The 25,149-nt window shown below is 27.6% G+C and carries 21 protein-coding genes; 14 read left to right on the top strand and 7 right to left on the bottom strand.

Features of this window, described 5'->3' with window-relative positions; translation table 11 throughout:
* Nucleotides 1–140 precede the first annotated feature (140 nt).
* Nucleotides 141–773 (bottom strand): CatB-related O-acetyltransferase, encoded by a 633-nt coding sequence (locus tag Q3287_RS04275; RefSeq protein ID WP_054270687.1) that lies wholly within the window; start codon nt 771–773, stop codon nt 141–143.
* A 416-nt stretch (nt 774–1,189) separates the two neighbouring features.
* Here Q3287_RS04275 and eis point away from each other — a divergent pair, with 416 nt between their 5' ends.
* Nucleotides 1,190–2,401 carry an enhanced intracellular survival protein Eis gene (eis, locus tag Q3287_RS04270; protein WP_074179743.1) on the top strand — a complete coding sequence of 404 codons (1,212 nt, stop codon included), beginning with the start codon at nt 1,190–1,192 and terminating at the stop codon, nt 2,399–2,401.
* A 66-nt stretch (nt 2,402–2,467) separates the two neighbouring features.
* On the opposite strand, the gene Q3287_RS04265 is transcribed toward eis, so the two are convergent.
* Nucleotides 2,468–3,373: a LysR family transcriptional regulator gene (locus Q3287_RS04265; RefSeq protein ID WP_054270685.1), complete on the bottom strand. Its 906-nt coding sequence runs from the start codon at nt 3,371–3,373 to the stop codon at nt 2,468–2,470.
* A 282-nt stretch (nt 3,374–3,655) separates the two neighbouring features.
* Here Q3287_RS04265 and aroD point away from each other — a divergent pair, with 282 nt between their 5' ends.
* A complete protein-coding gene (aroD, locus tag Q3287_RS04260) occupies nt 3,656–4,423 on the top strand; it encodes a type I 3-dehydroquinate dehydratase (protein WP_074179745.1) in 768 nt (255 codons plus the stop codon).
* Nucleotides 4,424–4,490: 67 nt separating this feature from the next.
* On the opposite strand, the gene Q3287_RS04255 is transcribed toward aroD, so the two are convergent.
* From Q3287_RS04255 to Q3287_RS04245, 3 genes are all read right to left on the bottom strand, one after another.
* Nucleotides 4,491–5,168: a hypothetical protein gene (locus Q3287_RS04255; RefSeq protein ID WP_054276970.1), complete on the bottom strand. Its 678-nt coding sequence runs from the start codon at nt 5,166–5,168 to the stop codon at nt 4,491–4,493.
* A 150-nt stretch (nt 5,169–5,318) separates the two neighbouring features.
* Nucleotides 5,319–5,645, bottom strand: coding sequence for a helix-turn-helix domain-containing protein (locus tag Q3287_RS04250; RefSeq protein WP_227832136.1), 327 nt, complete (start codon nt 5,643–5,645; stop codon nt 5,319–5,321).
* 12 nt (nt 5,646–5,657) lie between these two features.
* Nucleotides 5,658–5,996: a helix-turn-helix domain-containing protein gene (locus Q3287_RS04245; RefSeq protein WP_054270682.1), complete on the bottom strand. Its 339-nt coding sequence runs from the start codon at nt 5,994–5,996 to the stop codon at nt 5,658–5,660.
* Between the two features lie 690 nt (nt 5,997–6,686).
* On the opposite strand from Q3287_RS04245, the gene Q3287_RS04240 reads away from it, so the two are divergent.
* The 10 genes from Q3287_RS04240 (at nt 6,687) to Q3287_RS04195 (ending at nt 19,692) form a co-directional block, all read left to right on the top strand.
* Complete coding sequence (locus Q3287_RS04240; protein ID WP_054276969.1) at nt 6,687–7,253, top strand: carbonic anhydrase; 567 nt, start codon at nt 6,687–6,689, stop codon at nt 7,251–7,253.
* A gap of 307 nt (nt 7,254–7,560) precedes the next feature.
* On the top strand, nt 7,561–8,022 hold the full coding sequence (locus Q3287_RS04235; protein ID WP_054270680.1) for a MarR family winged helix-turn-helix transcriptional regulator: 462 nt from the start codon (nt 7,561–7,563) through the stop codon (nt 8,020–8,022).
* Nucleotides 8,023–8,089: 67 nt separating this feature from the next.
* Nucleotides 8,090–10,336: an ABC transporter ATP-binding protein gene (locus Q3287_RS04230; protein ID WP_074179746.1), complete on the top strand. Its 2,247-nt coding sequence runs from the start codon at nt 8,090–8,092 to the stop codon at nt 10,334–10,336.
* Nucleotides 10,329–12,161: an ABC transporter ATP-binding protein gene (locus Q3287_RS04225; protein ID WP_407963571.1), complete on the top strand. Its 1,833-nt coding sequence runs from the start codon at nt 10,329–10,331 to the stop codon at nt 12,159–12,161. The genes Q3287_RS04230 and Q3287_RS04225 overlap by 8 nt, the downstream gene beginning before the upstream one ends.
* A 638-nt stretch (nt 12,162–12,799) precedes the next feature.
* A complete protein-coding gene (gene hflX, locus Q3287_RS04220; RefSeq protein WP_407963570.1) occupies nt 12,800–14,065 on the top strand; it encodes a GTPase HflX in 1,266 nt (421 codons plus the stop codon).
* Nucleotides 14,066–14,738: 673 nt separating this feature from the next.
* Complete coding sequence (locus tag Q3287_RS04215; RefSeq protein ID WP_243192592.1) at nt 14,739–15,230, top strand: MarR family transcriptional regulator; 492 nt, start codon at nt 14,739–14,741, stop codon at nt 15,228–15,230.
* Between the two features lie 50 nt (nt 15,231–15,280).
* The gene (locus Q3287_RS04210) at nt 15,281–15,820 is read left to right on the top strand and encodes a flavodoxin domain-containing protein (protein ID WP_407963569.1); all 540 of its coding nucleotides are present in this window, start codon (nt 15,281–15,283) and stop codon (nt 15,818–15,820) included.
* A 290-nt stretch (nt 15,821–16,110) separates the two neighbouring features.
* Complete coding sequence (locus tag Q3287_RS04205) at nt 16,111–17,475, top strand: aldehyde dehydrogenase (RefSeq protein WP_407963568.1); 1,365 nt, start codon at nt 16,111–16,113, stop codon at nt 17,473–17,475.
* Between the two features lie 149 nt (nt 17,476–17,624).
* Nucleotides 17,625–18,791, top strand: coding sequence for an AI-2E family transporter (locus Q3287_RS04200; RefSeq protein WP_054270673.1), 1,167 nt, complete (start codon nt 17,625–17,627; stop codon nt 18,789–18,791).
* 118 nt (nt 18,792–18,909) lie between these two features.
* A complete protein-coding gene (locus Q3287_RS04195; RefSeq protein WP_054270672.1) occupies nt 18,910–19,692 on the top strand; it encodes an alpha/beta hydrolase family protein in 783 nt (260 codons plus the stop codon).
* A gap of 118 nt (nt 19,693–19,810) precedes the next feature.
* Here the strand turns inward: Q3287_RS04195 and Q3287_RS04190 are convergent, their stop codons facing one another.
* Together Q3287_RS04190 and Q3287_RS04185 are read right to left on the bottom strand one after the other, a co-directional pair.
* Nucleotides 19,811–20,464, bottom strand: a complete 654-nt coding sequence (locus tag Q3287_RS04190) for a TetR/AcrR family transcriptional regulator (protein WP_054270671.1) — start codon at nt 20,462–20,464, stop codon at nt 19,811–19,813.
* A 23-nt stretch (nt 20,465–20,487) separates the two neighbouring features.
* Nucleotides 20,488–21,852 (bottom strand): sodium:solute symporter family protein, encoded by a 1,365-nt coding sequence (locus tag Q3287_RS04185; protein WP_054276963.1) that lies wholly within the window; start codon nt 21,850–21,852, stop codon nt 20,488–20,490.
* 658 nt (nt 21,853–22,510) lie between these two features.
* Between Q3287_RS04185 and Q3287_RS04180 the strand changes: the two genes are divergently transcribed.
* Nucleotides 22,511–23,941 carry an MFS transporter gene (locus tag Q3287_RS04180; protein ID WP_054270669.1) on the top strand — a complete coding sequence of 477 codons (1,431 nt, stop codon included), beginning with the start codon at nt 22,511–22,513 and terminating at the stop codon, nt 23,939–23,941.
* Between the two features lie 104 nt (nt 23,942–24,045).
* Nucleotides 24,046–25,149 carry a histidinol-phosphate transaminase gene (hisC, locus tag Q3287_RS04175; protein ID WP_054276961.1) on the top strand — a complete coding sequence of 368 codons (1,104 nt, stop codon included), beginning with the start codon at nt 24,046–24,048 and terminating at the stop codon, nt 25,147–25,149.

Below are 25,149 nucleotides of genomic sequence, written 5' to 3'. Positions count from 1 at the left end.
TATAAAGTTACTTTACTTTTTGATTATGAATTTTAATACTATTTTATTTTTTTATGTATTAAAGGCAATACAATAGCTCTAAATAATCTCTTATAAAGATAATAACTAAAATTAAGTTTAATATAAATAGTCATCAAATATTAAACTAATTTATCAATATCTCCTGATTGGATATAATCAATATTTGATTGAATTTTTTTGTATGGCCAATTCCACCATTTAATTTCTAATAACTTTGAAATTGTATCATCACTAAATCTTTTTTTTATGACTTTTGCAGGTATGCCTCCAACAATCGAATATGGTGGAACATCATTAGTAACTACTGCTCTTGTTCCAATAATTGCACCATCACCAATATGTACTCCTGACATAATTATGGAATCATATCCTATCCATACATCATTTCCAATTACAATATCGCCTTTATTGTCCCATGCATCTTTTATATGGCAGACATCTAAGCCCCATTCTTCATAAAAGATAGGAAAGGTATAAGTAGACTGTGATTTCATTGTATGATTTCCACTAGTCATTAAAAATTTTGAATTACATGCTATTGAGCAAAACTTACCAATTATTAATTTATCGTTATTTATTGGGTAATGATATAATACATTGTTTTTCTCAAAATCTCTTGGGTCATTATAAAAGTCATTATATATTGTATAATCTCCAACTTCTATATTTTCTTTTGTGATTATATTTTTAAGGTATACAGTTTGATAATCATTACTTCTTGGGTATATTTTATTTGAATTTGGAATAGTCATGTTTAAATCTCTCCTTTATAATATGTTATGTTTGACTATTCCGTTATTGCAATACATCTCTTCACAGAATCACTCCTTAAATAGCATTTATATTTAAATTTAAATCCATATATTTGATATTTAAAAACAGACTTTTGACTATATAACATTTTATAACAATTGTATATTTAATTGATTATATATCAAGACCATAAAACTTGCAACCACTTAGTATAGATTAAATAAAAAATAATTTTTAATTTGAATTGTATGAGTATTTGATAGATACTTAATTTTTAATAGTAATTTGACTATAATATCTTGTGTATGGTAGAATTATGATTATATAAATATTAACTTAGTATTTGTATAAACTTATTATCTATGTTAAGTAAATAGATAGTATTTATATGTACTTATTTTTAGGAGGTTTTATTATGAGTCGACTAGAGAGACTCGAAATGAAGAATGTAGAAACTAAGCATTTACAAGAATTCAATCAATTGTTACGTTATGTATTTCAAGTGACAAACCATGATTTACAACAAGTTGGTTGGGAAGAAAGAGAAATAACACTTGCTAAATTACCTGTATTAAGACAAGCCGATGTGCTTGGTTGGTTTGATGAAGATAAACTAGTATCTCAAATAGCCGTTTATCCATTTAAAATCAACATATTTGGTAAAGAATATGATATGGGTGGTCTCACTGGTGTTGGAACATATCCAGAATATTCTAATCTAGGTCTTATGGATAAATTAATGAGACAAGCATTAGCAGATATGCGAGAAAGAAAACAATCTATATCTTACTTATTTCCATATTCAATTCCATACTATCGTCGTAAGGGATGGGAAATAATATCCGATAAAATATCTTTTGAAATTAAGGATACTCAATTACCAAAAACAAAAGTTGTTTCAGGAGAAGTTAAACGTGCAAGCATAGAACATAAAGATATACGAAGTGTCTATGAACGTTTTTCTAAAATGAACCATGCGTGCATGATTAGAAGTGAACTAGCTTGGGAAGAATACTGGCGTTGGGATTTAGAAGAACTGACTTGTGCTATTTATTATGATAAAAATCATAACGCACAAGGTTATGTATTGTATTGGATTTCTGAAGAAATATTCTATATTAAAGAGATGGTATTTGTAGAAGAAGAAGCACGTACAGGATTATGGAATTTTATAAGTGCTCACTTTTCAATGATAAATAAAGTAGTTGGCAATACATATACAGATGAACCATTGGCATTTTTACTTGAAGATGGAGATATTGAAGAAAATATAAAACCATATTTTATGGGAAGAATTGTTGACATAGAACAATTTATAAGTCAATACCCATTTAAGAGACAAGAAAGTGATGTAAAATTAGTTTTTCAGTTGAAAGACCCTTTACTAGATTGGAATACAGGAGTATTTACACTAAATGTTTCTAAAGATGGGAAAGGTATCTTAACTGTTGGTGGTAATAAGGTTGATTTAATGCTTGATATACAAACACTTACAACTATGTTACTTGGCTATAAAAGACCAACGTATCTTCATAAAATAAAACGGATTATTTGTGATAAAGATATAGTCTGTTTATTAGAAAATCTTATTGAACGTGAAAATCCATACTTCTCAGACTATTTTTAATAAATTTTAAAATTTACCTGGGATTGTGTCATAGTATATGATACAATCCCTTTTCTAGTTCGTTTCTTAGTTTATATCTATTAAATTATTGGTTTTGCTATAATCAATAACAAAATTCTTAAATTCACTAACGGCAGGCGTTAAATATTTATTCTTCATTGTAGCTAAATATATGTATCTTTCATGTATAGGGTTTGCTATGGATAAAATTTTTACATTAAAGTATTTAAGTGCAAAGATATTTGGAACGACAGCTATTCCATAATTAATGGAGACTAGTCCTGCAACGGCAGTATCTTCTTCTGTCTCACAGATAATTTGAGGTTTTACATTGACCTTTTCAAATAGATTATCAATGATTGGTCTAATCCCACTATCTTCGCTGAAGAATATAAACGGATAATTTTCTGTATCCTTTAAATCTACACTATCATTTGATGCTAAAGGATGGCTATATGGTACTATTACAACCAATTCTTCTTGAAGTATAGCTGTAAAATCTATATTGGATTCATTTGGAACAAAAGAACAAAATGCCAAATCAAATTTCTCATCCTTTAGACCTTGTATAATCTTCTTTGTAGTACCTTGACCAAATGAAAATGAGATATTTTTATTTGACTCTTTTTCTAAAAAATTACCAATTATATTTGGAATGAAGTGAGCACCTAATGTGTAAATAAATCCTAGGTCTACAACACCTTTTGATATACTAGTATATTCTCTAAGTTTTTTTTCTCCTCTTTCCAATTCACCTAATGCTTTATCAACATAGGTTAGAAAAAATTTACCATATTTAGTGAGACGAACATTTCTGCCTTGCTTTTCAAATAAAAAAGTACCCAATTCTTTTTCAAGAGCTGATATAGCATGACTTAAGCTTGGTTGAGTTATAGATAATTGAGTAGCTGCTTTTGTATAATGCTCAACTTTAGCTAAAACTCTGAAGTAATGCAAATGATTTAGGTTCATTGATATTCAATCCCTTCATAAGTAATGAAATTCGAGTTATTTCTACATAATTATACCATAATTTGTAGATTAATTCTATCAACATCGAGAATAATATATATTATATAAAATACAATTTAAAGAATATTATGAATATTATAAAGTATCACAGTAAATTTAACTTTAAATATACTTAATATATGAGATTTATTATATATAATGTATATCATTTTTACTGTATAATAAAGTTGTGGAAAAAAGAGAATCTAAAATCCTATAGGATTTTTATGCATGGAGGAGAGTATGAATAAGATAGTTCAAGTAAAAAATATTAATATAGGAGAAGGCATACCTAAGATTTGTGTACCAGTTATAGGGAAAAACAAAGAAGATATTATAAAAGAGGTTAAATTATTAAAAGAAACTTGTTTGGATATTATAGAATGGCGTGTTGATTTTTTTGAGAATGTGGAAAATATTCAGGAAGTTAAGGATATACTTTATGAATTAAAAAGTTACATATCTGATATACCTTTATTATTTACATTTAGAAATGTAGAGGAAGGGGGAGAAAAATCAATATCAAAAGATTATTATATTACATTGAATAAAGAGATTTCTAATACTGGTTTGGTAGATTTAATAGATGTAGAGTTATTTATAGGAGATGAAATTGTAGATGAAATGGTTGGTTTTGCTCATAAAAATGGAGTGAAAGTAATCATCTCTAATCATGACTTTTATAAAACACCAAAAAAAGAAGAAATTATATCTCGTTTATGTAGAATGCAAGAGCTAGGAGCAGATCTGCCTAAAATAGCTGTTATGCCACAAAATAAAAACGATGTGCTAGTGTTACTTGAAGCTACAAATGAAATGGCTAGAGTTTATGCAGATAGACCAATTATAACAATGTCCATGTCAGGAATTGGAGTTATAAGTCGATTATGTGGGGAAATATTCGGTTCTGCATTAACTTTTGGAGCTTCTAAGAATAGTTCAGCGCCAGGGCAAATATCATTTAAAGAGTTAAATTCAGTGCTTAGTTTATTACATAATAGTATTAAATGATTTAAAAATGTGAAAAGTAATATCTTATAAATCAACTATGGCATATTTGAAATATGCCATTAAAACACTATAAATTATATATGTAATACAAGAGTATTACTCTGTTTTTTGAGTATTGTACATTACAACATTTGTATCTATCATCATCTATTACACTAGAATGTACAGGATACTTATTTTCATTTAACCAATATTTTTGCATATTCTTAGTCCAAGATTTTGGGAATTTAAATACTTTTTTGTTTATTATAATATCTTCATCTTCAAAGATATTAACTTCTTTTTCAATTTTTATTTTTCTACTATATATTTTATTGATGGATTCTTTATCTAGTTTTACATCCCTATACATATCAGGACAGTAACAACAAACATAATTTCTGTTTTTTCGACGTTTAAATTTAACAACTTTTTCTATGCTAATTTCTAATTTTTCTATATCGTCTTTTATGAATTTAATATCTTCTATATTGTCACTTGAAAAAAGTTCTGTCAATCTTAGAGTATCTACAGTTTCTCTAATTATCTGTTTTTTATAAGAGCAAAGCTCATTTCCCAAAATAAGGTTTAACTTATTAAGTATGTAGTCATTTTTATATTTAAACATCTTGATTTTTTCTAATTCAGTGTTATCTTTAAATTTCAACTTTTCATACCTAAAAGTGATTTTGCTAAAAAGAGTATATTCTACATCAATATATTCTTTTGCAATCTTAAATTTATCGCTACCTTCAATCACAATCATAGCCTATCTCCAATCGTTTTATATTAAAATAAGGCCATAGAACATGGTCTAATAGTGCTAATTAGCACTATAAGACAATGTTAACACAAAAAGACAAAAAAAGGTTATTTATTTCAAATAACCTTTTTGTTTATATAAAATATAAAGAATCTATATTCTATTCTTTTTTACTATATCTATAATCTGCAATATCAGATTTAGCTCTCTCGAATTTAAGTCTTTTAACACTTCATTTATATCATTTTCTAAATATGTCTTTCCAATGGGAGTAATATCTTTTATAAGAGTATCTGCAGAGATATTTAATACACTTACAAATTTTATGAATGTTTTAAGACTTGGATTCTTCTTACCACTTTCTATTTGATTTATATACCAAGGTGATACTCCAACCATATTTGCAAACTCTTTTGAAGTTAAATTCGCTTTTTTACGTTCTTCTTTAAGTCTTTTACCTATACAATTCATTACTGTCATTACTTTCCTCACTTATATTTCTTTGTATTTAATAATGCATTTTATTAACTCTAACATTGCGGCTTGTTCCTTTTCAGTTAATTTATTAATCATTTCATAACATTCCAAAGGTATAGAGTTATCAATGCCTTCTGCTGTAATAATATTTGCAAATAACAATTCAAGTGGTATATTCAAAGCAGTAGCGATTTTCATTATAATATTGATGGATGTATTTGTTTCAGCTCTCTCAATCTGACCAATATATGTTGTATGTAAACCTGCTTTTTCTGCTAGAAATTCTTGACTATATCCCATTTTTGTTCTATAGACTTTTATTCTATCTCCTATTATTTTTCCTATATTTGCCAATTATTATCCCTCCACCTTAGATTATATTCATAGTTTAAGTTGTTTTATATAGACTATTTATACTTTTTTAGTCTGAATATAGACTATATATGTTTTTAAACTGAAATATATGCTATTTATTTTGCATAGTCTGTATCTACAATAAACAAATATGGATAAATTACATTTTTAATTAGACAAATATTTTTCATAATTTCATACCCGTACTACAATAATAAAACGAATTAATAATATGTTAATTATAGCATTTTTTATTATAATTACATATTATAAATGTAGAATATATTTTGAAAATTTGAATAGTTTTGGATTTGACAATATTAGAGGATTGAAGTATATAGAAAGTTTTTCGATAAGTATTTGAAATATGACTATTATGTTAGTAGATTTGATATTTCTAAAGATAATAAATAGATATAAAATAGAAAAGTGATTATAATAGATGAGAATGTATACAATAAGATTTAATAAAAATATATAATTAAATAAATAATGGAAAAATATTACATTAGTTTTGATAATAAAAAGATAAGTATACAATTCTTTATAAACATAAGTTATATATAATATTATCTAAGAGTGATAATTTCATAGAAATATTTAATACCTTATAAATTACATTATATGTATATATATTGTAGTTCAATAGTGATATAATAATAAAAAAATTTAAAGAGAGTGAGAGTACATATGAGAAAACTAGAAGAAATATTAGAGTATAATAAATCATTTGTAGAGAACAAAGAATACGAAAAGTATGCTACATCAAAACATCCAAATAAAAAAATAGTAGTTTTATCTTGTATGGACACAAGATTAACTGAACTTTTGCCTAAAGCTATGAATTTAAAAAATGGAGATGTAAAACTAATAAAAAATGCAGGAGCTACTATAATGCATCCGTTTGGCAGTATTATGAGAAGTATTTTAGTTGCAATTTATGAGTTTGATGTAGATGAGGTTATAGTTGTAGGGCATCATGGATGTGGTATGTGTAATGTTGACACGGATAAATTACTTAGTAAAATTTTAGATAGAGGGATATCTAAAGATGTAATACTTACACTTCGTAGTGCTGGAATTGATACCAAGCAATGGTTACATGGATTTGATTCTGCGGAAGAATCTGTAAAAGATAGTATTAATTTAATAAAAGGACACCCTTTGATTCCTGAAGGAATTATTGTACATGGTCTAATAATATCACCAGAAACTGGAAAATTGGATACTGTTGTAAATGGGTATGAAGACAAATAAAATATTATAGTAGTATATAAGCAATAATACAGTGTTAAATAAAATGTTGTTTCAAGTTTATTTTGGAACAACTTTTTTATTTGAAAATATATGAAAAGGTTTATTTTAAGCTTTCTAATAAAAAAATTATAAGTAGCTAGCTAATTAAAAAACTTACTATTATTTATTAAAATTATAACTAAACTATACGAAAATATTTAATAAATGAAATTTATATGAATTTTTTATAAATATATTGAAAAAAAGTATATGATATAGTAGAATAACACTTAGCCGACTAAGTAATATAAAAATAAGGAGGGGAAGTATGAATAATAATTCTGAAGAAAAATTGAATGATGTTTTCTTGCAATTAATGCGAATATATTTTATAAGAACTCATTTTTATTTTGATAAATTAGGCTTATATCATGGTCAGCCACAAATACTTTTTTCACTAAAGATGAAGAATGGGCAAAGTCAAAAAGAATTAGCAGATAAAAGAAAAGTAAAAGCATCCACTACTACAGTTATGATAAAAAGAATGGAAAAAGCTGGACTCGTAGAAAGAAAACAAGATGAGAAAGACCAAAGAGTGTCTAGAATTTTTTTGACAGATAAAGGTTTAGAAACATGTAATAAAGTTGAAGAATTTAATCAGGAATTAGAAAGAGAATTCTTTTTAGGATTTAGTGAAGAAGAAAAGATAGTACTTAGAAGACTCCTAATGCAAGTAAGAGATAATTTAAAAGCAGGATGTCATAAACATGAGGATGAAAAATATTTTTAAATTTTAAAATAATATTTTTCAATTTAATGTCATTAGACTAATTAATATTACAGAAGGGAAGAAATGTATGTTTAAATTAATTAAATATTTAAAGAAGTCAGCATTATCAATAGTGGTAATAGTATGTCTATTGGTAGTTCAAGCAGTATGTGACCTTTCTTTACCAGAATACACATCCAATATAGTAAATATAGGTATACAACAAGGTGGAGTAGAAAACTCTGTTCCATCTGTGATTAGAAAGGGAGAGTTAGATAAAATTACTTTATTCATGGATAAAAGTAGTAAGGATAAAGTATTAGATAACTATACTTTATTGAATAAAGAAGATTATAGTAAGTATAAAGATAAGTATCCAGGTCTAAAAGATGAATCTCTTTATGAGTTAAATACTAAAGATGAAGATACTATAGATGATTTAAATTCTATCTTTGGTAAAGCCATTTTAATAGTAGCAGGACTTGAAGGTGATAGTAAAGAAGTAAAAGCGATGAAAGCTCAACTAATGAGCCAACTTCCACCACAAGCTACTCAAGGTGGAGATATTGATATGTTTAAGTTGTTATCTGCAATGCCAAAAGAGCAATTAGAAACATTAACTAAAGAGATGAGTAAAGGTTTTGAAGGTATGCCAGAAAGTATGATAACACAAAGTTCGGTATCATATGTAAAGGCAGAATATGAGAAAATAGGTATTGATACAGAAAAAACTCAAAATAATTATATATTACTTACTGGTGCTAAAATGCTTGGTATAGCTATGGTTAGTATGGTAGCTACAATAACAGTAGGATTCTTAGCAGCAAGAGTAGCAGCAAGTGTTGGTAGAAATCTAAGAAGTGGAGTTTTTAGAAAAGTTATGTCATTCTCAAATACTGAGATGAATGAATTTTCTACAGCTTCATTAATTACTCGTAGTACAAATGATATTCAACAAATTCAAATGTTGATGGTTATGTTACTTAGAATAGTATTCTATGCACCTATAATGGCTATAGGTGGAATAATAAAAGTTCTAAATACAAATACTTCAATGGCATGGATTATAGCAGTAGCAGTAGTTGCTATTTTATCATTAATAGTAGTATTATTCTCAGTGGTTATGCCTAAGTTTAAACTAGTTCAAAAGCTTGTTGATAAGTTAAACTTAGTCAGCCGTGAAATAATAACTGGTATACCAGTCATTAGAGCTTTTAGTACTGAAAAACATGAAGAAGAAAGATTTGATGAAGCAAATACAAATTTAACTAAAACAAATCTTTTTGTAAATAGAGTTATGACATGTATGATGCCTGCTATGATGCTTATAATGAACCTTATCACAGTTCTTATAGTTTGGAGAGGTGCATATAGTGTTGATTCTGGGGCAATGCAAGTTGGAGATATGATGGCATTTATACAATATACAATGCAGATAATAATGTCATTCTTGATGATATCAATGGTATCTATTATGCTTCCAAGAGCATCTGTTTCAGCTACACGTATAGATGAAGTAATAGTATCAGATATAAGTATTAAAGACCCTCAAAAAACAGAAGTGCAAGAATTTAAAGAAGATAAAAAAGGTCTTGTTGAATTTAAAAATGTTTCATTTATGTATCCAGATGCAGAAGAACCTATATTGACAGATATATCTTTTACAGCAAAACCAGGAGAAACAACTGCATTTATAGGAAGTACTGGTAGTGGTAAGTCGACTCTTATAAACTTAATTCCTCGTTTCTTTGATGTTACAGAAGGAGAAATATTATTTGATGGAGTTAATATAAAAAATGTTTCTCAACATGACTTAAGAGAGAAAATTGGGTATGTACCTCAAAAAGGAATATTATTCTCTGGTACTATAGAGTCCAACTTAAAATATGGTAGAAAAGACGCAACAGATGAAGAAATGAGAACTGCAGCTGAAATAGCTCAAGCTACAGAATTTATTGATTCTAAACCAGAAGCTTTCAAAACTGAAATTTCTCAAGGTGGAACAAACGTATCTGGAGGTCAAAAACAAAGACTTTCTATAGCAAGAGCAATAGCAAAAAATCCAGAAGTGTATATATTTGATGATAGTTTTTCAGCTCTTGACTTAAAGACTGATGCAGCTCTTCGTAAGGCTTTAAAATCGCAAACTGCTGAAAGTACAGTACTAATAGTTGCACAAAGAATTAGCACAATCCTACATGCAGAACAAATAGTTGTTCTAAATGAAGGAAAAATAGTTGGAATAGGAACACATAAAGAGCTTCTAAAAAATTGCGAAGTTTATGAGCAAATAGCTTTATCACAACTTTCAAAGGAGGAGCTAGATAATGAGTAGAATGGGAAGAGGCCCTATGGGAAAATCTATGGGAGCAGGTCAAAAAGCAAATGATTTTAAAGGAACTATGCGAAAACTAATTGCTTATTTATCTAAATTTAAAATATCAATAATTTTGGTAATTGTATTTGCTATTGGAAGTGCATCATTTTCCATAGTAGGTCCAAAAATCTTAGGTAAGGCAACTACAAAGATATTTGAAGGATTAGTGAGCAAAGTTTCTGGAGGTAATGTAGGTATAGATTTTAATGCAATTGGAAAAATCTTAGTATTTTTACTTTGCCTTTACTTGATAAGTGCATTATTCTCTTTTGTACAAGGATTTATAATGAGTGGAATTTCTCAAAAAGTATCCTATAATTTAAGAAAAGAGATTTCAGTAAAATTGGATAGATTGCCAATGAAATACTTTGATACTAAGACACATGGTGAAATATTATCGAGAATTACAAATGATATAGATACTTTAAGTCAAAGTTTAAATCAAAGTATGACACAACTTATAACATCAGTGACAACTATGATAGGTGTTTTGATAATGATGTTATCCATAAGTGGTATTATGACATTGGTAGCAATTTTAATATTGCCAATCTCAATGTTTGTAATTTCGAGAATAGTAAAGAAATCACAAAAATACTTTAGGTCTCAACAAGAATATTTAGGAAATGTAAATGGTCAGGTTGAGGAGACTTACAGTGGTCAAACAATAGTAAAAGCATTTAACCGTGAAGACGAAGTAATAGAAGAGTTTGATAAATTAAATGATAATTTGTATAATTCAGCATGGAAATCTCAATTCTTATCAGGGATAATGCAACCACTTATGATGTTTATTGGAAACTTAGGATATGTAATGGTTTCAATCTTAGGAGGTTGGCTTGCGATTAAGAAAACAATTGAAGTTGGGGACATACAATCATTTATACAATATGTAAGAAACTTTACACAACCTATGACTCAGATTGCACAGGTTGCTAACTTGCTACAATCAACAGCAGCAGCTTCTGAAAGAGTATTTGAGTTTTTAGAAGAGGAAGAAGAAGACCAAATTGTTGAAAATGCAGTTTCAATAGATGGTTTAGAAGGCAAAATTGATTTTGAAAATGTCAACTTTGGATATAATTCAAACAAGACTATAATAAATGATTTTTCTGTAAATGTTAAACCAGGCCAAAAAGTTGCCATTGTTGGGCCTACAGGAGCAGGTAAAACTACAATAGTTAAGCTCTTAATGAGGTTCTATGATGTTAATAGTGGTGCGATATTGATTGATGGTCATAATATTAAAGATTTCAATCGTAGTGAACTTAGAGAAATGTTTGGTATGGTTCTTCAAGATACATGGTTATTTAGTGGTTCCATTATGGAGAATATAAGATATGGTAAATTAAATGCTACAGATGAAGAAGTTATAGAGGCAGCTAAATCTGCACATGTTCATAGATTTATCAAGACATTGCCAGATGGATATAAGATGAAACTAAATGAAGAAGCAAGTAACGTTTCTCAAGGTCAAAAACAATTATTGACTATAGCTCGTGCCATTTTAGCTGACCCTAAAATATTAATATTAGATGAAGCTACAAGTTCTGTTGATACTAGAACAGAAGTATTGATTCAAAAAGCTATGGATAATCTTATGGAAGGTAGAACAAGTTTTGTTATAGCTCATAGATTATCAACTATACGTGATGCTGATATGATTCTTGTTATGAATGAAGGAGATATAGTTGAGCAAGGAAATCATGAGGAACTTCTAAAGAAAGGTGGATTCTATGCCAATCTTTATAATTCTCAATTTGAAGAAGATGAAGCAATGTAACAAAAAATTGTTTTAGAACAGATATGTAATTTATTAAGATAAGCTAAATAGATAAGATTATATTTTATAAGTATAGTCTTATCTATTATTTTATGTCTTTACAAAGTATGTATTTTATTATACTATGTAATAAGGAAAATGTTGGAGGTGGTTATCAAAATGTATATTTAATCGTATTCTTTAAATTTTATTATAAATAAAATTTAATTTTAATAGTTGTTGATTGTATAAAAGTGTATATTTCTATTACTTTTATTAATCATGTAAAAACTACTTAAATTTAAGAATTGGGTTAAATATAATATGATAATTACATGTTAGTCAATTAAATTGGCATATTTTTAATATATATTTAGAATTTTAATCCTTCTTATGATATAAGTAGCTTGTTTGTATTACTTAGATTTGTAAGGAGTTTTTTTATTGAAAAAACTACATAATATAATTGAGAGGGGGTGTATGAAAGTGATTTTTTCTATAAGATTGAGAAAATAATACACGATTATGGTTATTATAATGTTAAATTAGAAGTGTCATTTAAGGATAAAATAAAGGTATAATTCTTAATGAATTTAATTATAGAGCCATAATCTCGTGCTATATATTAAATAAAAATAGCAGATAAGGAGAATATGGATATGGCGAAAAAAGGAATAATAGTAGGACTAAACATAAATAATAAATCTGAGGATTTTAATGAACTGATGATTGAACTTGAAAACTTGTGTTCAGCATGTGATATTGATGTTGTGGGAAGTATAATTCAAAATGCAAAGCAAGTCAATAGAGCATATTACATTGGTACAGGTAAAGTCGATGAGTTATTAGACTTAATAAAGAAAGAAAATACAGATATAGTAGTATTTTACAATGAACTTTCTACATCACAACTCAAAAACCTTGAAGAAAAATTTAATTGCGAAATTATAGATAGGACAGCATTAATACTTGATATATTTGCACAGAGGGCAAAAACTAGAGAAGCTAAACTTCAAGTAGAAGTTGCTAGTTTAAAATATATGTTACCAAGGCTTATAGGTTCAAATGAAAATTTGGGACGCCAAAGTGGTGGTGTTGGTACTAAAAATAGGGGTTCTGGTGAGAAAAAGTTAGAACTTGACCGTAGAAGAATAGAAGAAAAGATAACTTTTCTAAATAAAGAGCTTGATGATTTAAAATTTCAAAGAGAAACCCAAAGAAGTATGAGGAGAAAATCAAATCTCCCAAATGTTGCTTTAGTTGGGTACACAAATGCTGGGAAATCTTCAATCATGAATAAATTAGTGGACACATTTAAAAATTCTGAAGAAAAGAAAGTTTTTGAGAAAGATATGCTATTTGCTACGTTAGAGACTTCTGTTAGGAATATAGTTCTTTCAAATAACAAAGAGTTTTTATTATCTGATACTGTTGGGTTTGTAAGCAATCTTCCACATGACCTAGTGAAGGCATTTAGGTCAACTTTAGAAGAAGCATGTGAAGCAGATATATTATTACATGTTGTTGATATTTCAAATCCAAGCTACAAAAATCATATTAAAGTAACTGAAGATACTTTAAAACAGATAGGTGCTGATTGTATACCTATGATAAATGTATATAATAAAGTTGATTTAATAGGTGAAGAAGTTTTAAATAATATTGTAGACGATATAGATGGAATCTTTGTTTCAGTAAAAAAAGATATAAATATGGACAAAATGATAAAATGTATTTGTGATAGTATATTTAAGGATTATATAAGATGTAAGATTTTAATCCCATACAGTGAGGGTTATATAGCATCTTATTTTAATGATAATGCAAGCATAATAAGTACAGAATATACCGAAGAAGGAACTGTTTTAGATGTTGAATGTAGTGATATAGAGTTTAATAAGTACAGAAAATATGTTTTAGAGTAGATTTTAAAAAATTAATATAACTTAAAATGTATTTAATGCAAATATTTTAAATCTGAGTTAAATTATACTCATAAAATATAAATATATAAAAAGGGTTCTTAAGGACCCTTTTTATATATGATAATTGTTCTATGAAAAATCAAAACTTACATTATGATTATAGAAAATACAGGTGTATTTTACTATTCATATATAACATACATATTTTTTTGAATGATTCATATGCAATATAACTATTAAATTAGTATATTTGTCATAAATATGAGAAAGTGATAGTAATTAATATATATTATAATATGTATATTCAATACATTTTTTGGAAATTATATTTATGATGTACTGTGGAAAATATTAAAGAAAAGAATATAATAACATATTATTTGATTAAACAAAGTATTGAGAAAAAGGCAATCTAGAACCTAAATAATAATAACAATATTACTGTGTTTACGCAAAAAAATTGTACAACATTTTAGATTGTAAAGTAAAGGATTAAAATAACTAATTACAATAGCAAGTTGTAATTAAAAGTCCGTGATATAATGAATAAAGAAGCAACAAATATAAAATTATTGACATAATAGTAATTAGTTACTATAATAAAAAGTAACTAATTACTATTTGTAAATAGTGATGGAAAGTTTGAGGATTAGCATATAGAGAGGGACAAAAAATGGATATAGAAACTTTAATGAAAAAAATTGTGGTGGATGATGATAGTAGGAAACAAGCTATATTTGCAAATTTGTTTGTAATGCAAAATAAACTTCAAACTGCATGTGACAAGTTAGACCCAGAACTTACAATGAAACAATGGTTACTTTTAGCACTTGCAGAATCTATAGATGAGACTGTGACATTGACTAAGCTTGGAGAGCTTATGGGATGCTCACGACAAAATGTAAAGAAATTAGCTGTTGCTTTAGAAAAAAAGGGGTTTGTACAAATTGAAAAAAATGAAAAAGATTCAAGAGCTACTTGCCTTTTAACAAAGGATAGAGTAGAAGAGTATTCAGAAAGAGTAAGAGATATGCAAATTAAAGTATTAGAGCTTTTATTTAAAGATTTTACAGAAAAAGAGGTAGAACAATTATTTTCTGGGATTATGAAATTAAGCAGAGGAATTGAGTATGTAAGAGATTATGTAGAAGACAATAATTTATAAGATAGAAAAGTAAAAAATCAACTTGGTATGGCATCAAAAGGAGATAATTTATGGAAAATACAGTAGTGATTTACAAAAGTAAATATGGAGCAACAAAAAAATATGCTAAATGGCTTTCAGAATTATTGATTTGTGATAGTTTTGAGATTAAAGATATAAACATAGAAAAAATTATGAAATACGATACTATTATCTTAGGAGGAGGTCTTTATGCTTGTAATATAGCAGGGATTTCTTTTCTAAAGAAGCATTATGAAGAATTAAAAGGAAAAAATCTAATAGTTTTTGGTGTAGGAGCATCACCATATAGTGATGAAGTATTAAAAAAATTAAGAGAAGCTAACCTTAAAGATGAATTAGATGAAATTCCTTGTTTTTATTGCCGTGGAGAATGGAATGAAACAAAAATGTCATGGTTAGATAGTGTACTTTGTGGTTTTTTAAAAAAAGCTATAGCCAAACAAGAGCGTAAAGGACTTAAACCAGCAGAAGCGCCATTGTTGTCAGGAGAAAGTTTTGAATGGTGTGATAAAGAATACTTAAAGCCAATACTTGAATATTTAGACAATATTAAAAGTATAAACTTATAAGTATCTTTAAATATGAGATGTTATAAAAATACATTATAGAATATTTACAAAATAATTTTGTGAATGATAACCTATAATTTGATTGTTCATTATAGTGTTATAATTTAAAAATCATTCAATTTTAAAATATGATTACTAGCCTACTTATTTAATTAAAGGGGCTTTTTTTATTGATAAATTTATGTTATATTTATGTGAATTTCTTAGAATATAAATTGGTAAAATAAAAGTATATAGAATTTTATCTACAATATAAAATAGAAAAATTCTTCAAGAGGGGATTTTAAATAATGGATATAAATAAGTTAGTGATGCTTCAAAGGCAATATTATAATACAGGAAAAACAAGAGATATATCATTTCGCCTAGAAAAGTTAAAAAGATTGAAGTCAGTTGTATTAGAAAATGAAGAAAAAATACTTTTGGCATTAAAGAAAGATTTAAATAAGTCAAACTTTGAAGGTTTTATGACAGAAGTAGGTATGTTTTATAGTGAACTTGATTTTGCTATAAAAAATATAAGAAAATGGGGTAAGACAAAAAGAGTTAAATCAAGTATGGTTAACTTTCCATCTGTATCTAAGATTATTCCACAACCTTATGGTGTTACACTTATAATGTCACCTTGGAATTATCCGTTCCAGTTAGCACTTATACCATTAGTATGGTCAGTGGCAGCAGGTAATTGTGTTATATTAAAGACATCTGAATATTCTGTGTCAACATCTGGTATAGTTAAAGAGATAATTGAAAAGATTTTTTCAAAAGAGTATGTTGCAGTTGTTCAAGGTGGTCAAGAAGAAAGTGAAAAATTATTATTAGAAAGGTTTGATTATATATTTTTTACAGGAAGCACTAATGTTGGCAAAATAGTAATGAAATCAGCATCAGAGTATTTGACTCCTACAACTTTAGAACTTGGAGGAAAAAGCCCTTGTATTATTTTAAAAGATGCAGATATAGACCTTACTGCAAAAAGGCTTACATGGGGAAAACTAATAAATGCAGGGCAAACTTGTGTAGCGCCAGATTATGTATTAGTACATGAAGATAGGAAAGATGAATTAATAGAAAAAATAAAATATTATATTATTAAGTATTTTGGAGATAATCCATGTAATAATGAACACTTTCCTAAAATTATAAATGAAAGACATTTTAATCGTATAGTATCTCTTATCGATATAGATAAAGTAGTATATGGTGGAGATTATAATAATGAGAAATTAAAAATAAAGCCAACTATAGTAAATGATGTTACTTGGGATGACAATATAATGAAGGAAGAAATATTTGGACCTATATTTCCTATTTTAACTTATAAAGACTTAGATGAAGTTGTACAAGAAATTATACAAAGACCAAATCCATTAGCACTTTATATTTTTACAAAAAATAAGAAGCTAGAAAATAAAATTTTAGAAATGATTCCAGCAGGTGGATGTTGTATCAATGATACAATTACACATATAGCTACAAATTACTTGCCATTTGGTGGAGTTGGTGAGAGCGGAATGGGTTCATATCATGGAAAAGCTGGGTTTGATACATTTACTCACTATAAGAGTGTCTTAAAGAAATTAAAATTAGATATTCCTATCAGATATGCACCATATAATGATAAATTAATTAAGATTCTAAAAAAAATAATGTAGATTATATTGTAGAAAGATGAATATAAATAAAATTGAGAACTTGTATTCTAATTATACTTTATAGAATTTAAAATTTTAATTTGGTATATTTGTTATAAAAGTAGTGATTTTGTGATAAAATTTAGTTATATAGAAATAAGGAGGAAAAAATGAAAATTAATTGGAATACAAAGTACACAACAATAGCAATTTATACATTTATAATAGCTGCTTGTAGTATTATATTTTATCTAGTATCATCACAAATCGATGTGTTTTCTAATAATTTAGATGCTATATTTACAACTTTACAGCCTTTTATAATAGGATTTGCTATTGCATATCTTCTTAATTTTATTTTGAAATTTTATGAAGATAGAGTTTTTATAAAAAGTGAGAAATTAAAAAACCTAAAACAAAAATCAAAAAGAGGATTGGGTCTTTTATTAACATATGCAACAGCCGCATTGATACTTTACTTATTTATGTATTTCGTGTTGCCTCAAGTAATTGAGAGTATTGTTGGACTAGCAAATGATATACCTATGTATGTAAATAATGCAACTAAGCTTATTGATAAATTAATGACTGATTTAAATCTTGATGAACAATATTTTAATTTAGCAGTAGATAAATGGAATGAATTTGTTGCATATATTATAAAATTTGTAACTGATTTAATACCGATATTAGGAAATATGTTAAAGAATGTAGCTTCTAGTATATGGAATATTGTTTTAGGATTAATTGTTTCAGTTTATCTACTAATTGATAAAGAAAAATTCTATGGATTAAGTAAAAAAATAACTTATGCAGTATTTACAGAAACACAAGCTGCGAGAATTTTAGAATTGACTCATAGAAGTAATTATACATTTGGAAGATTTCTAGGTGGGAAGATATTAGACTCATTTATTATAGGTATTCTAACATTTGTAATACTTACAATAGTTAAAATGCCATATACATTATTAATATCAGTTATAATTGGTATTACAAATATAATACCTTTCTTTGGACCTTTATTTGGAGCTATACCATCAACACTAATAGTATTGTTTGTATCTCCTATAAAAGCTTTATGGTTATTGTTAATTATATTAATAATACAACAAATAGATGGAAATATTATAGGGCCTAAAATACTTGGAGATTCAATTGGTATATCTGCATTTTGGATTTTATTCTCATTGTTGGTTGCAGGAAAATTATTAGGATTTGTTGGAATGGTTATAGGAGTTCCAATGTTTGCTGTAATTTATTCTATAATTAAAGATGTTGTTGAAGGTAAATTGGATAAAAAGGGATTACCAACAGATACCTCCGATTATATGTAGCCAAAACAGATATTATGTGTAATTAAAAATATATAAATTAAGAAATCTTTAAAGCACTGAGAAGCTTAAACTCTTGGTGCTTTTTAGATATAAAATCATTATAGAAGAGGTGTTTTTTGTGGCGTTTATAGAATGTAAATTTAAGTCTAAATATACAGGAGGAGAAACTGATGTAATTGTAGTTTTACCTGTAGCAAATGGAAAAGAACTTTTTAGTGGTAAAGAGATATATGATTTTGAGGGTAAGTTTAAAACATTATACTTATTTCATGGTTTAGAAGATGACCAAAGTTCATGGATTAGATATACTAATGTGGAACATTATGCTAAAAATAAAAATATAGCTCTTGTAATACCAAGAGTAGAAACTAGTTTTTATACAGATATGGTGTATGGGCACAAGTATTTTACCTTTGTAAGTGAGGAATTACCTAAGTTTGTTAGAGCTATATTTCCTTTATCAGACAAGAGAGAAGATAATTTTGTAGCTGGCATGTCTATGGGTGGATATGGTGCGTTAAAGTTAGCACTTTCAAAACCAAAAGAATTTTCAGCAGTTGCAAGTTTTTCTGGTTCACCTGACATGATTCATGAGTTAGAAAATCAACAAATAGAAACTAATGCAGATATTCTATTTCATGATTTTGGAAGACCAGAGGATGCTAGAAATAGTGATAACGATTTACTTTACATACTTAAGAAACTTAAAGAAAGAAATGAAGATATTCCTAAAATTTATCAATTCTGTGGTGATAGGGATTTTTTATATGAAAATAATCAGACATTTAAGAAATATGCAGAGTCTTTAAATGTAGATGTTATATATGAAGAGTGTGTTGGAGGTCATGAGTGGCGTCTCTGGAATTTATGGATAAAGAAGTTTATAGATATGATTGTGTAGGTACTTATGGTATTAAGAAAAAATATTAAAAAATATCTTTAAATATAATAAAGACTGAAATCCTAAAATCTAATTATGATTCTAATATTTCAGTCTCTAAAAGTTCAATAAAGTTTTATTAAGTTCTTATACGAGTTATTATTGGTGTGAAGTTATCAACTATATCTATATAGTATTTACTCAGTTCTTCTAAAATATCTTCACATAAATCAGTGCTATGACCAAGGTTAATGAGGAATTGTTTTGTAAAATATCTTATTACAGCTTGAGAAGATATATCATACTTGTGTGAAATATAAACTCTAATTATCTCAGGTTTCATGGCAAGTATACCAATACAAGAAAGTATTAACTCGTCATGTTCTATAGATTCTTTATCATTAACATATCTCTTCATTACCATTTCAGTTACACTTCGTTGATAGCTTAAAATAGCTTCTTCATAAGCTATATCTAAATAAAAATTCCTATACGCTTCATTTTTTAGAAGAAAACAAAGGTCAGCATTCATGGCAAGAAAGAACATCATCATAGTACCTTCTTCATGATAATTATAGATTAAAGACTGCATTTCGTCTCTTATATCTTCATATATTATAGCCCCTATTTCGCTTTTACTTGAGAAGTAATAACTTATTAGACCTAAATTTATATTAGCTCTTTCTGCAATTTGCCTAGTTGTCGTTTTATGATAACCTTGTTCAAAAAATAATTCTCTAGCAGCACTTACAATACTAGCTTTTGTTTCTTTTCCTTTTTCTGATTTTGACATATTTACTGTATATACCTCTCTTTTCAATCTTTTTTTGAAAATTTGCTAACTATAAATATTGTAATAGAACCACCTATTATAGGAATTAAAATTCTGTCAAAGACAGTAAGAATGCCAACCATATTTAATAATGCCAATATCATACTTACTATAACAGCATAGATAGCACCTTTTTTTGTAGCACCTTTCCAGCAAAGGCCAATTACAAATGGTGCAAATATTACACCTGTACATAATGGTGCTGGCCAAAATAATAATTCTAATAAACTATCAAATTTAAGTGCTATAATTGCACCTGCTACAGCTGTTAAAGCTGAAGCAATTTGAGAATATTTTAAAGTATTTTTCAAATCATTAAATTCTATATCAGGATGTAATAATTTGTTGTAAATATCTCTTGATATGATAGCACTCATTGAAGTCATTAATGAATCTGCAGTAGACATTATGGCAGCTAATATAGCAGCTAAGAATAATACAGAAATTAAAGGTGGTAAAGTTGTTGATATCATTTGAGGTAAAACCTGGACAGATGATATGTTTGGAAATAAACTACCACCAATAGCTCCAATTATTCCTATAGGAAAAGCAAGAAACAATAGTATAAATCCTGCAATTATACTACTTTTAACTGCATTTTTAGCATTATCAGCACATTGATATCTTAAAAAACTTTCATAAGAAAATATTGAGCCTAAAACTAATGGTAAAACCGTATACATAAAATCACTAATCGATTTATTTCCTGGAAAGAATGGTTCTTTTACCATTGATTGTAACATAAGTAAAGGGTTGTCGCCAACTAATTTTAAGCTTATATAAGCCACTATTGGTAAAAATACTACACAAATAGCAAGTTGAATAAAAGCTGATACTGCAACTCCCCACATTCCTGATGTATAAGTATATATAATGATTACTATGACTCCTATAATTACTGCTACATCATAAGGGATGCCAAATGCAGTAGATACAGAACCAAAAGATATTAATTGACTGCCCATGATGGCTAATATTGATATTGGTGTCACAAGACTTTGATAAGTTCTTAAAAATACACTATGACCATATCTAGTTTCAATATAGTCTGCAGGTGTTATATCACAAGATAAACTCCTTAACTTTCCTGCAAAAAATGCGTTTATAAAACAAGCCAAAGCCGCACCTATAGTAGAGTACATACCAACCCATAACCCTCTTTCAGCTCCCCATTGAACTCCACCTACTAAGCATCCTCCTCCAAAAGATGTAGCAGCGATAGTTGCGGCGAGTATGGGTAAAGGAAGATTTCTACCTGCAATTAGGAAATCAGATGCCGTTTTAACTTTTTTAGAAAAATAAAAACCAATCCATATGTACACTGCACACGTAGCAATTAAAAGTAACATAGTTTCTTCTCCTTTATAAAATATTTTAATAAAATTTATAAAATATATTTTAAATATATTTTATATAAAAGTAGTACGATATTTATTTTTATTAGTTTTGGATTAGTATAGCTATAACAACTTATAGTACTATGTAGAATTACATAAAAAGAAAAAATTGAAAATTCTGAAATTGATATTTATAATGATGTTTGTCTGATAGATTCTTTTTGTAATTGTAACATGCTTTTATTTTTAAATCAATAGTACATGTATAAAAATAAAAGAAATTTAAAGGAGAAAAAAATATTTTTAATATCTAGGCGTAGTATGGAAAAATCTTGAATAAATTATTCTTGAATAAATTTATTGGAATTTAAAATTATCAAAAATTTGATAAAATAATTTGAAATATATGTTTTAATGATATTTTAAAACGGCAAAACAATAAAAGACAAACTTAAATTAAGTTAAATCAGCTTTAAAGTTAATTTTAAAGGCAAAAAATAAAAATAAAAAAGTGTTTGACAATTATGAATTTTGAGAATATAATTAAATTAAAATTATACACATATAAAAAAATAGACTGAATCAAAAAGAAAAAGGAAAAGATTCAGAATATAAAATATTATACGTGAATAATAAAAAAGTAATTAAATTTTATAAGGGAGGGGTAGATGTGAGTAGTCAAGAAAGCAAACCAAAAGGAAACCTTATATCAAATTTTAGAGATGATATGAGAGACCCTAAGAAAAGAGCAATATACACATATTCAAGTTCTATAAACCTAGCATACAATTTTATAGGTTATTTTGTATCAACAGTAACAAATATCTTTTTAACTGATGTAGCAAAGCTTGGTGTAATTATGGCAGGTGGTATGCAAATTGTACAATCTTTCATAAAAATTGCTGTAGCTCCTATAACAGGTACAGTATTTGACAAGCAACCATTTAAAAAAGGAAAATATTACCCATGGCTTAGATATACACCCGCAGCATTGGCATTGACATATGGGATATTTTTCATAGTTCCATTGATGAAAATAAGTCCAGCATTACTTTTACCTTTAATGACCGCTTTATTATTAATAGCATCTTGTGCTCAACAAGTAGTTTTTACTATAATTTATGCTATTTACCCTGTAGTAGCTAAAACACCTAAAGATAGAGTTATAGGTTCAACTACTACAAACATATTTAAAGAAGTCGGTAAATTTTTAGTAGGTTTTTCATATCCGTTATTATTAGTTTTATTTGCAGATGTATTAGGTGGAGAAGGAATGGGTTATCTAGGTACCTATTTATTCTTTGCAGCAGGATGTCTTTTAGTATTTTGGTTTTCTTCAACAGAGATAATAAAATCTGGCGCAGAAGATGAAGTTCTTCAAAAAGAAGAAAAACCAAAGATTAAAGCAAGTGAGATGGCAAAAGCTCTATTTACTAATGTTCCACTTATGATGGCATTTTGTCTAGAATTTCTTATATGTATAAGATCTATAGGTCTAGGGCCTTTAGCTCCATATTATTTTAAATATGTAATAGAAGATGAACGTGGGTTAGCCGTATTTTTATCAATAATGCCTTTAGTAAGTGTAGCGTTCATGTTCTTCGCACCAATATTTATAAAAATATGTAGAGAACAAAAACTAGCTTCAATAATTTCTTTTTCTATATGCGCAATATGTCACTTATTAGTTGCATGGACTCCTTGGGGAAAAACTACTTTAGGTGTAACTATGTTACTGGCAATTGGTGGTGGTTTTGCAAATGTAGTATCAATAATAAACCTTAACTTCTTTGCTGGTTCTTGTGACTATGGACATTGGAAATCAGGAAAAGATTTACCTGGTTTAAGTATGTCATTATATCCAGTTGCAATACAAGTGGGCGTGTTACTTGCAACTACTATAAGAACAGTTTTGATGAATTCAATGGGATATCAAGCTGATATGGTAGTTACAGAAGCAGTTAAAAGTGGCTTCATAAACATGATTTCTTATTCTATGGCAATACCTTTAATAATAGCTGTTGTTATAGCCATCTTATATCCAGTAAGTGATAAGAAACTGAATCAAATAAGAGAAGAATTAAATCAAAGAAATGCTTAGTTAAAAGAGATTTAAATAGATGATTAATTTTAAAATATTAAAGTAAGTAGACGCGATGGCGTTTATATAAATGAAAATACATATACAGAGGGGGCTTTTAAAAAATGATAGAAAAATTATTGAGAAATACAGTAAAAGAGTTACATCAATACGTTCCAGGTGAACCAATAGAAAAAGTTAAAGAGAAATATGGTGTAAAAGAAATAATAAAACTAGCTTCAAATGAAAATCCTCTAGGTCCATCACCAAAAGCAATGGAAGCTATGATTGAAATGTTAAAACAAGGTCAACTTTATCCAGAACCAGAAGCTAATGAACTTAGAAGAAAATTAGCTGACAAGCTAGATTTAAAACCAGAAAACTTTATTGTTGCTAATGGTGCGGATAACGTTATCACATTAATAGGTGAAGCTTTTATAAATAGAGGAGATGAGGTTATATACTGTGACCCAACATTCCCATCATATAGAACTGCAACTGTAAAAAATGAAGGAATACCAGTAGAAGTACCTTTAACAAAAGATTATAAGTATGATTTACAAGGTATATTAGATAAAATTACAGATAAAACAAAATTAATATGTGTATGTAATCCTAATAATCCAACAGGAACAATTGTGGATGATAAAGAGTTGGAAGCATTTTTAAAGAAAGTCCCTGAAAACATTATAACTATATTAGATGAAGCATATATAGAATTTTTAACAGTACCTAATTATGTAGATGGACTTAAGTATGTAAGAGAAAATTACAATGTTATAGTAACAAGGACTTTCTCTAAAATATACGGTCTTGCAGGTCTTAGAGTAGGGTATGGTATTGCTAAAGATGAGATAATAAGAACTTTATTTACAGTAAAAGAGCCTTTCTCTGCAAATCGTGTTGCTATAAGTGGAGCAACAGCAGCACTTGATGATGATGAATTTATAAAAGAAACATATGACTTGAATAGAGCAGGAATGGCTTATTTTAAAGAAGAGTTTACAAAAATGGGATTTGATGTTGTTGATTCACAATCAAACTTCCTTTATGTAGACATGAAGACAGATGTACCAAAGCTATTTGAAGATTTGAAAAAAAGAGGATTTGTAATAAGACCAAGTGCTACACATGCACGTGTAAGTATTGGAACTATGGAAGAAAACCAAAAATTTGTAGCAGTTTTGAAGGAAATATTAAATTTTAAAGAAGAACCAAGCATTGGATAA

This window comes from Clostridioides sp. GD02404 (genome assembly GCF_045898275.1).
Lineage (GTDB): Bacteria > Bacillota > Clostridia > Peptostreptococcales > Peptostreptococcaceae > Clostridioides > Clostridioides difficile_A.
The sequence above is the reverse complement of the archived record's forward strand: the minus strand, read 5'-3'. Positions and strand labels throughout refer to the sequence as shown.

Coding starts and splice junctions, on each gene's coding strand:
- Q3287_RS04225 (WP_407963571.1), top strand. CDS start 10,329: ATGAGTAGAATGGGAAGAGGCCCTATGGGAAAATCTATGGGAGCAGGT.
- Q3287_RS04200 (WP_054270673.1), top strand. CDS start 17,625: ATGAAAATTAATTGGAATACAAAGTACACAACAATAGCAATTTATACA.
- Q3287_RS04240 (WP_054276969.1), top strand. CDS start 6,687: ATGAGAAAACTAGAAGAAATATTAGAGTATAATAAATCATTTGTAGAG.
- Q3287_RS04235 (WP_054270680.1), top strand. CDS start 7,561: ATGAATAATAATTCTGAAGAAAAATTGAATGATGTTTTCTTGCAATTA.
- hisC (WP_054276961.1), top strand. CDS start 24,046: ATGATAGAAAAATTATTGAGAAATACAGTAAAAGAGTTACATCAATAC.
- Q3287_RS04230 (WP_074179746.1), top strand. CDS start 8,090: ATGTTTAAATTAATTAAATATTTAAAGAAGTCAGCATTATCAATAGTG.
- eis (WP_074179743.1), top strand. CDS start 1,190: ATGAGTCGACTAGAGAGACTCGAAATGAAGAATGTAGAAACTAAGCAT.
- Q3287_RS04190 (WP_054270671.1), bottom strand. CDS start 20,464: ATGTCAAAATCAGAAAAAGGAAAAGAAACAAAAGCTAGTATTGTAAGT.
- Q3287_RS04265 (WP_054270685.1), bottom strand. CDS start 3,373: ATGAACCTAAATCATTTGCATTACTTCAGAGTTTTAGCTAAAGTTGAG.
- Q3287_RS04250 (WP_227832136.1), bottom strand. CDS start 5,645: ATGACAGTAATGAATTGTATAGGTAAAAGACTTAAAGAAGAACGTAAA.
- Q3287_RS04185 (WP_054276963.1), bottom strand. CDS start 21,852: ATGTTACTTTTAATTGCTACGTGTGCAGTGTACATATGGATTGGTTTT.
- Q3287_RS04205 (WP_407963568.1), top strand. CDS start 16,111: ATGGATATAAATAAGTTAGTGATGCTTCAAAGGCAATATTATAATACA.
- aroD (WP_074179745.1), top strand. CDS start 3,656: ATGAATAAGATAGTTCAAGTAAAAAATATTAATATAGGAGAAGGCATA.
- Q3287_RS04255 (WP_054276970.1), bottom strand. CDS start 5,168: ATGATTGTGATTGAAGGTAGCGATAAATTTAAGATTGCAAAAGAATAT.
- hflX (WP_407963570.1), top strand. CDS start 12,800: ATGGCGAAAAAAGGAATAATAGTAGGACTAAACATAAATAATAAATCT.
- Q3287_RS04210 (WP_407963569.1), top strand. CDS start 15,281: ATGGAAAATACAGTAGTGATTTACAAAAGTAAATATGGAGCAACAAAA.
- Q3287_RS04215 (WP_243192592.1), top strand. CDS start 14,739: ATGGATATAGAAACTTTAATGAAAAAAATTGTGGTGGATGATGATAGT.
- Q3287_RS04275 (WP_054270687.1), bottom strand. CDS start 773: ATGACTATTCCAAATTCAAATAAAATATACCCAAGAAGTAATGATTAT.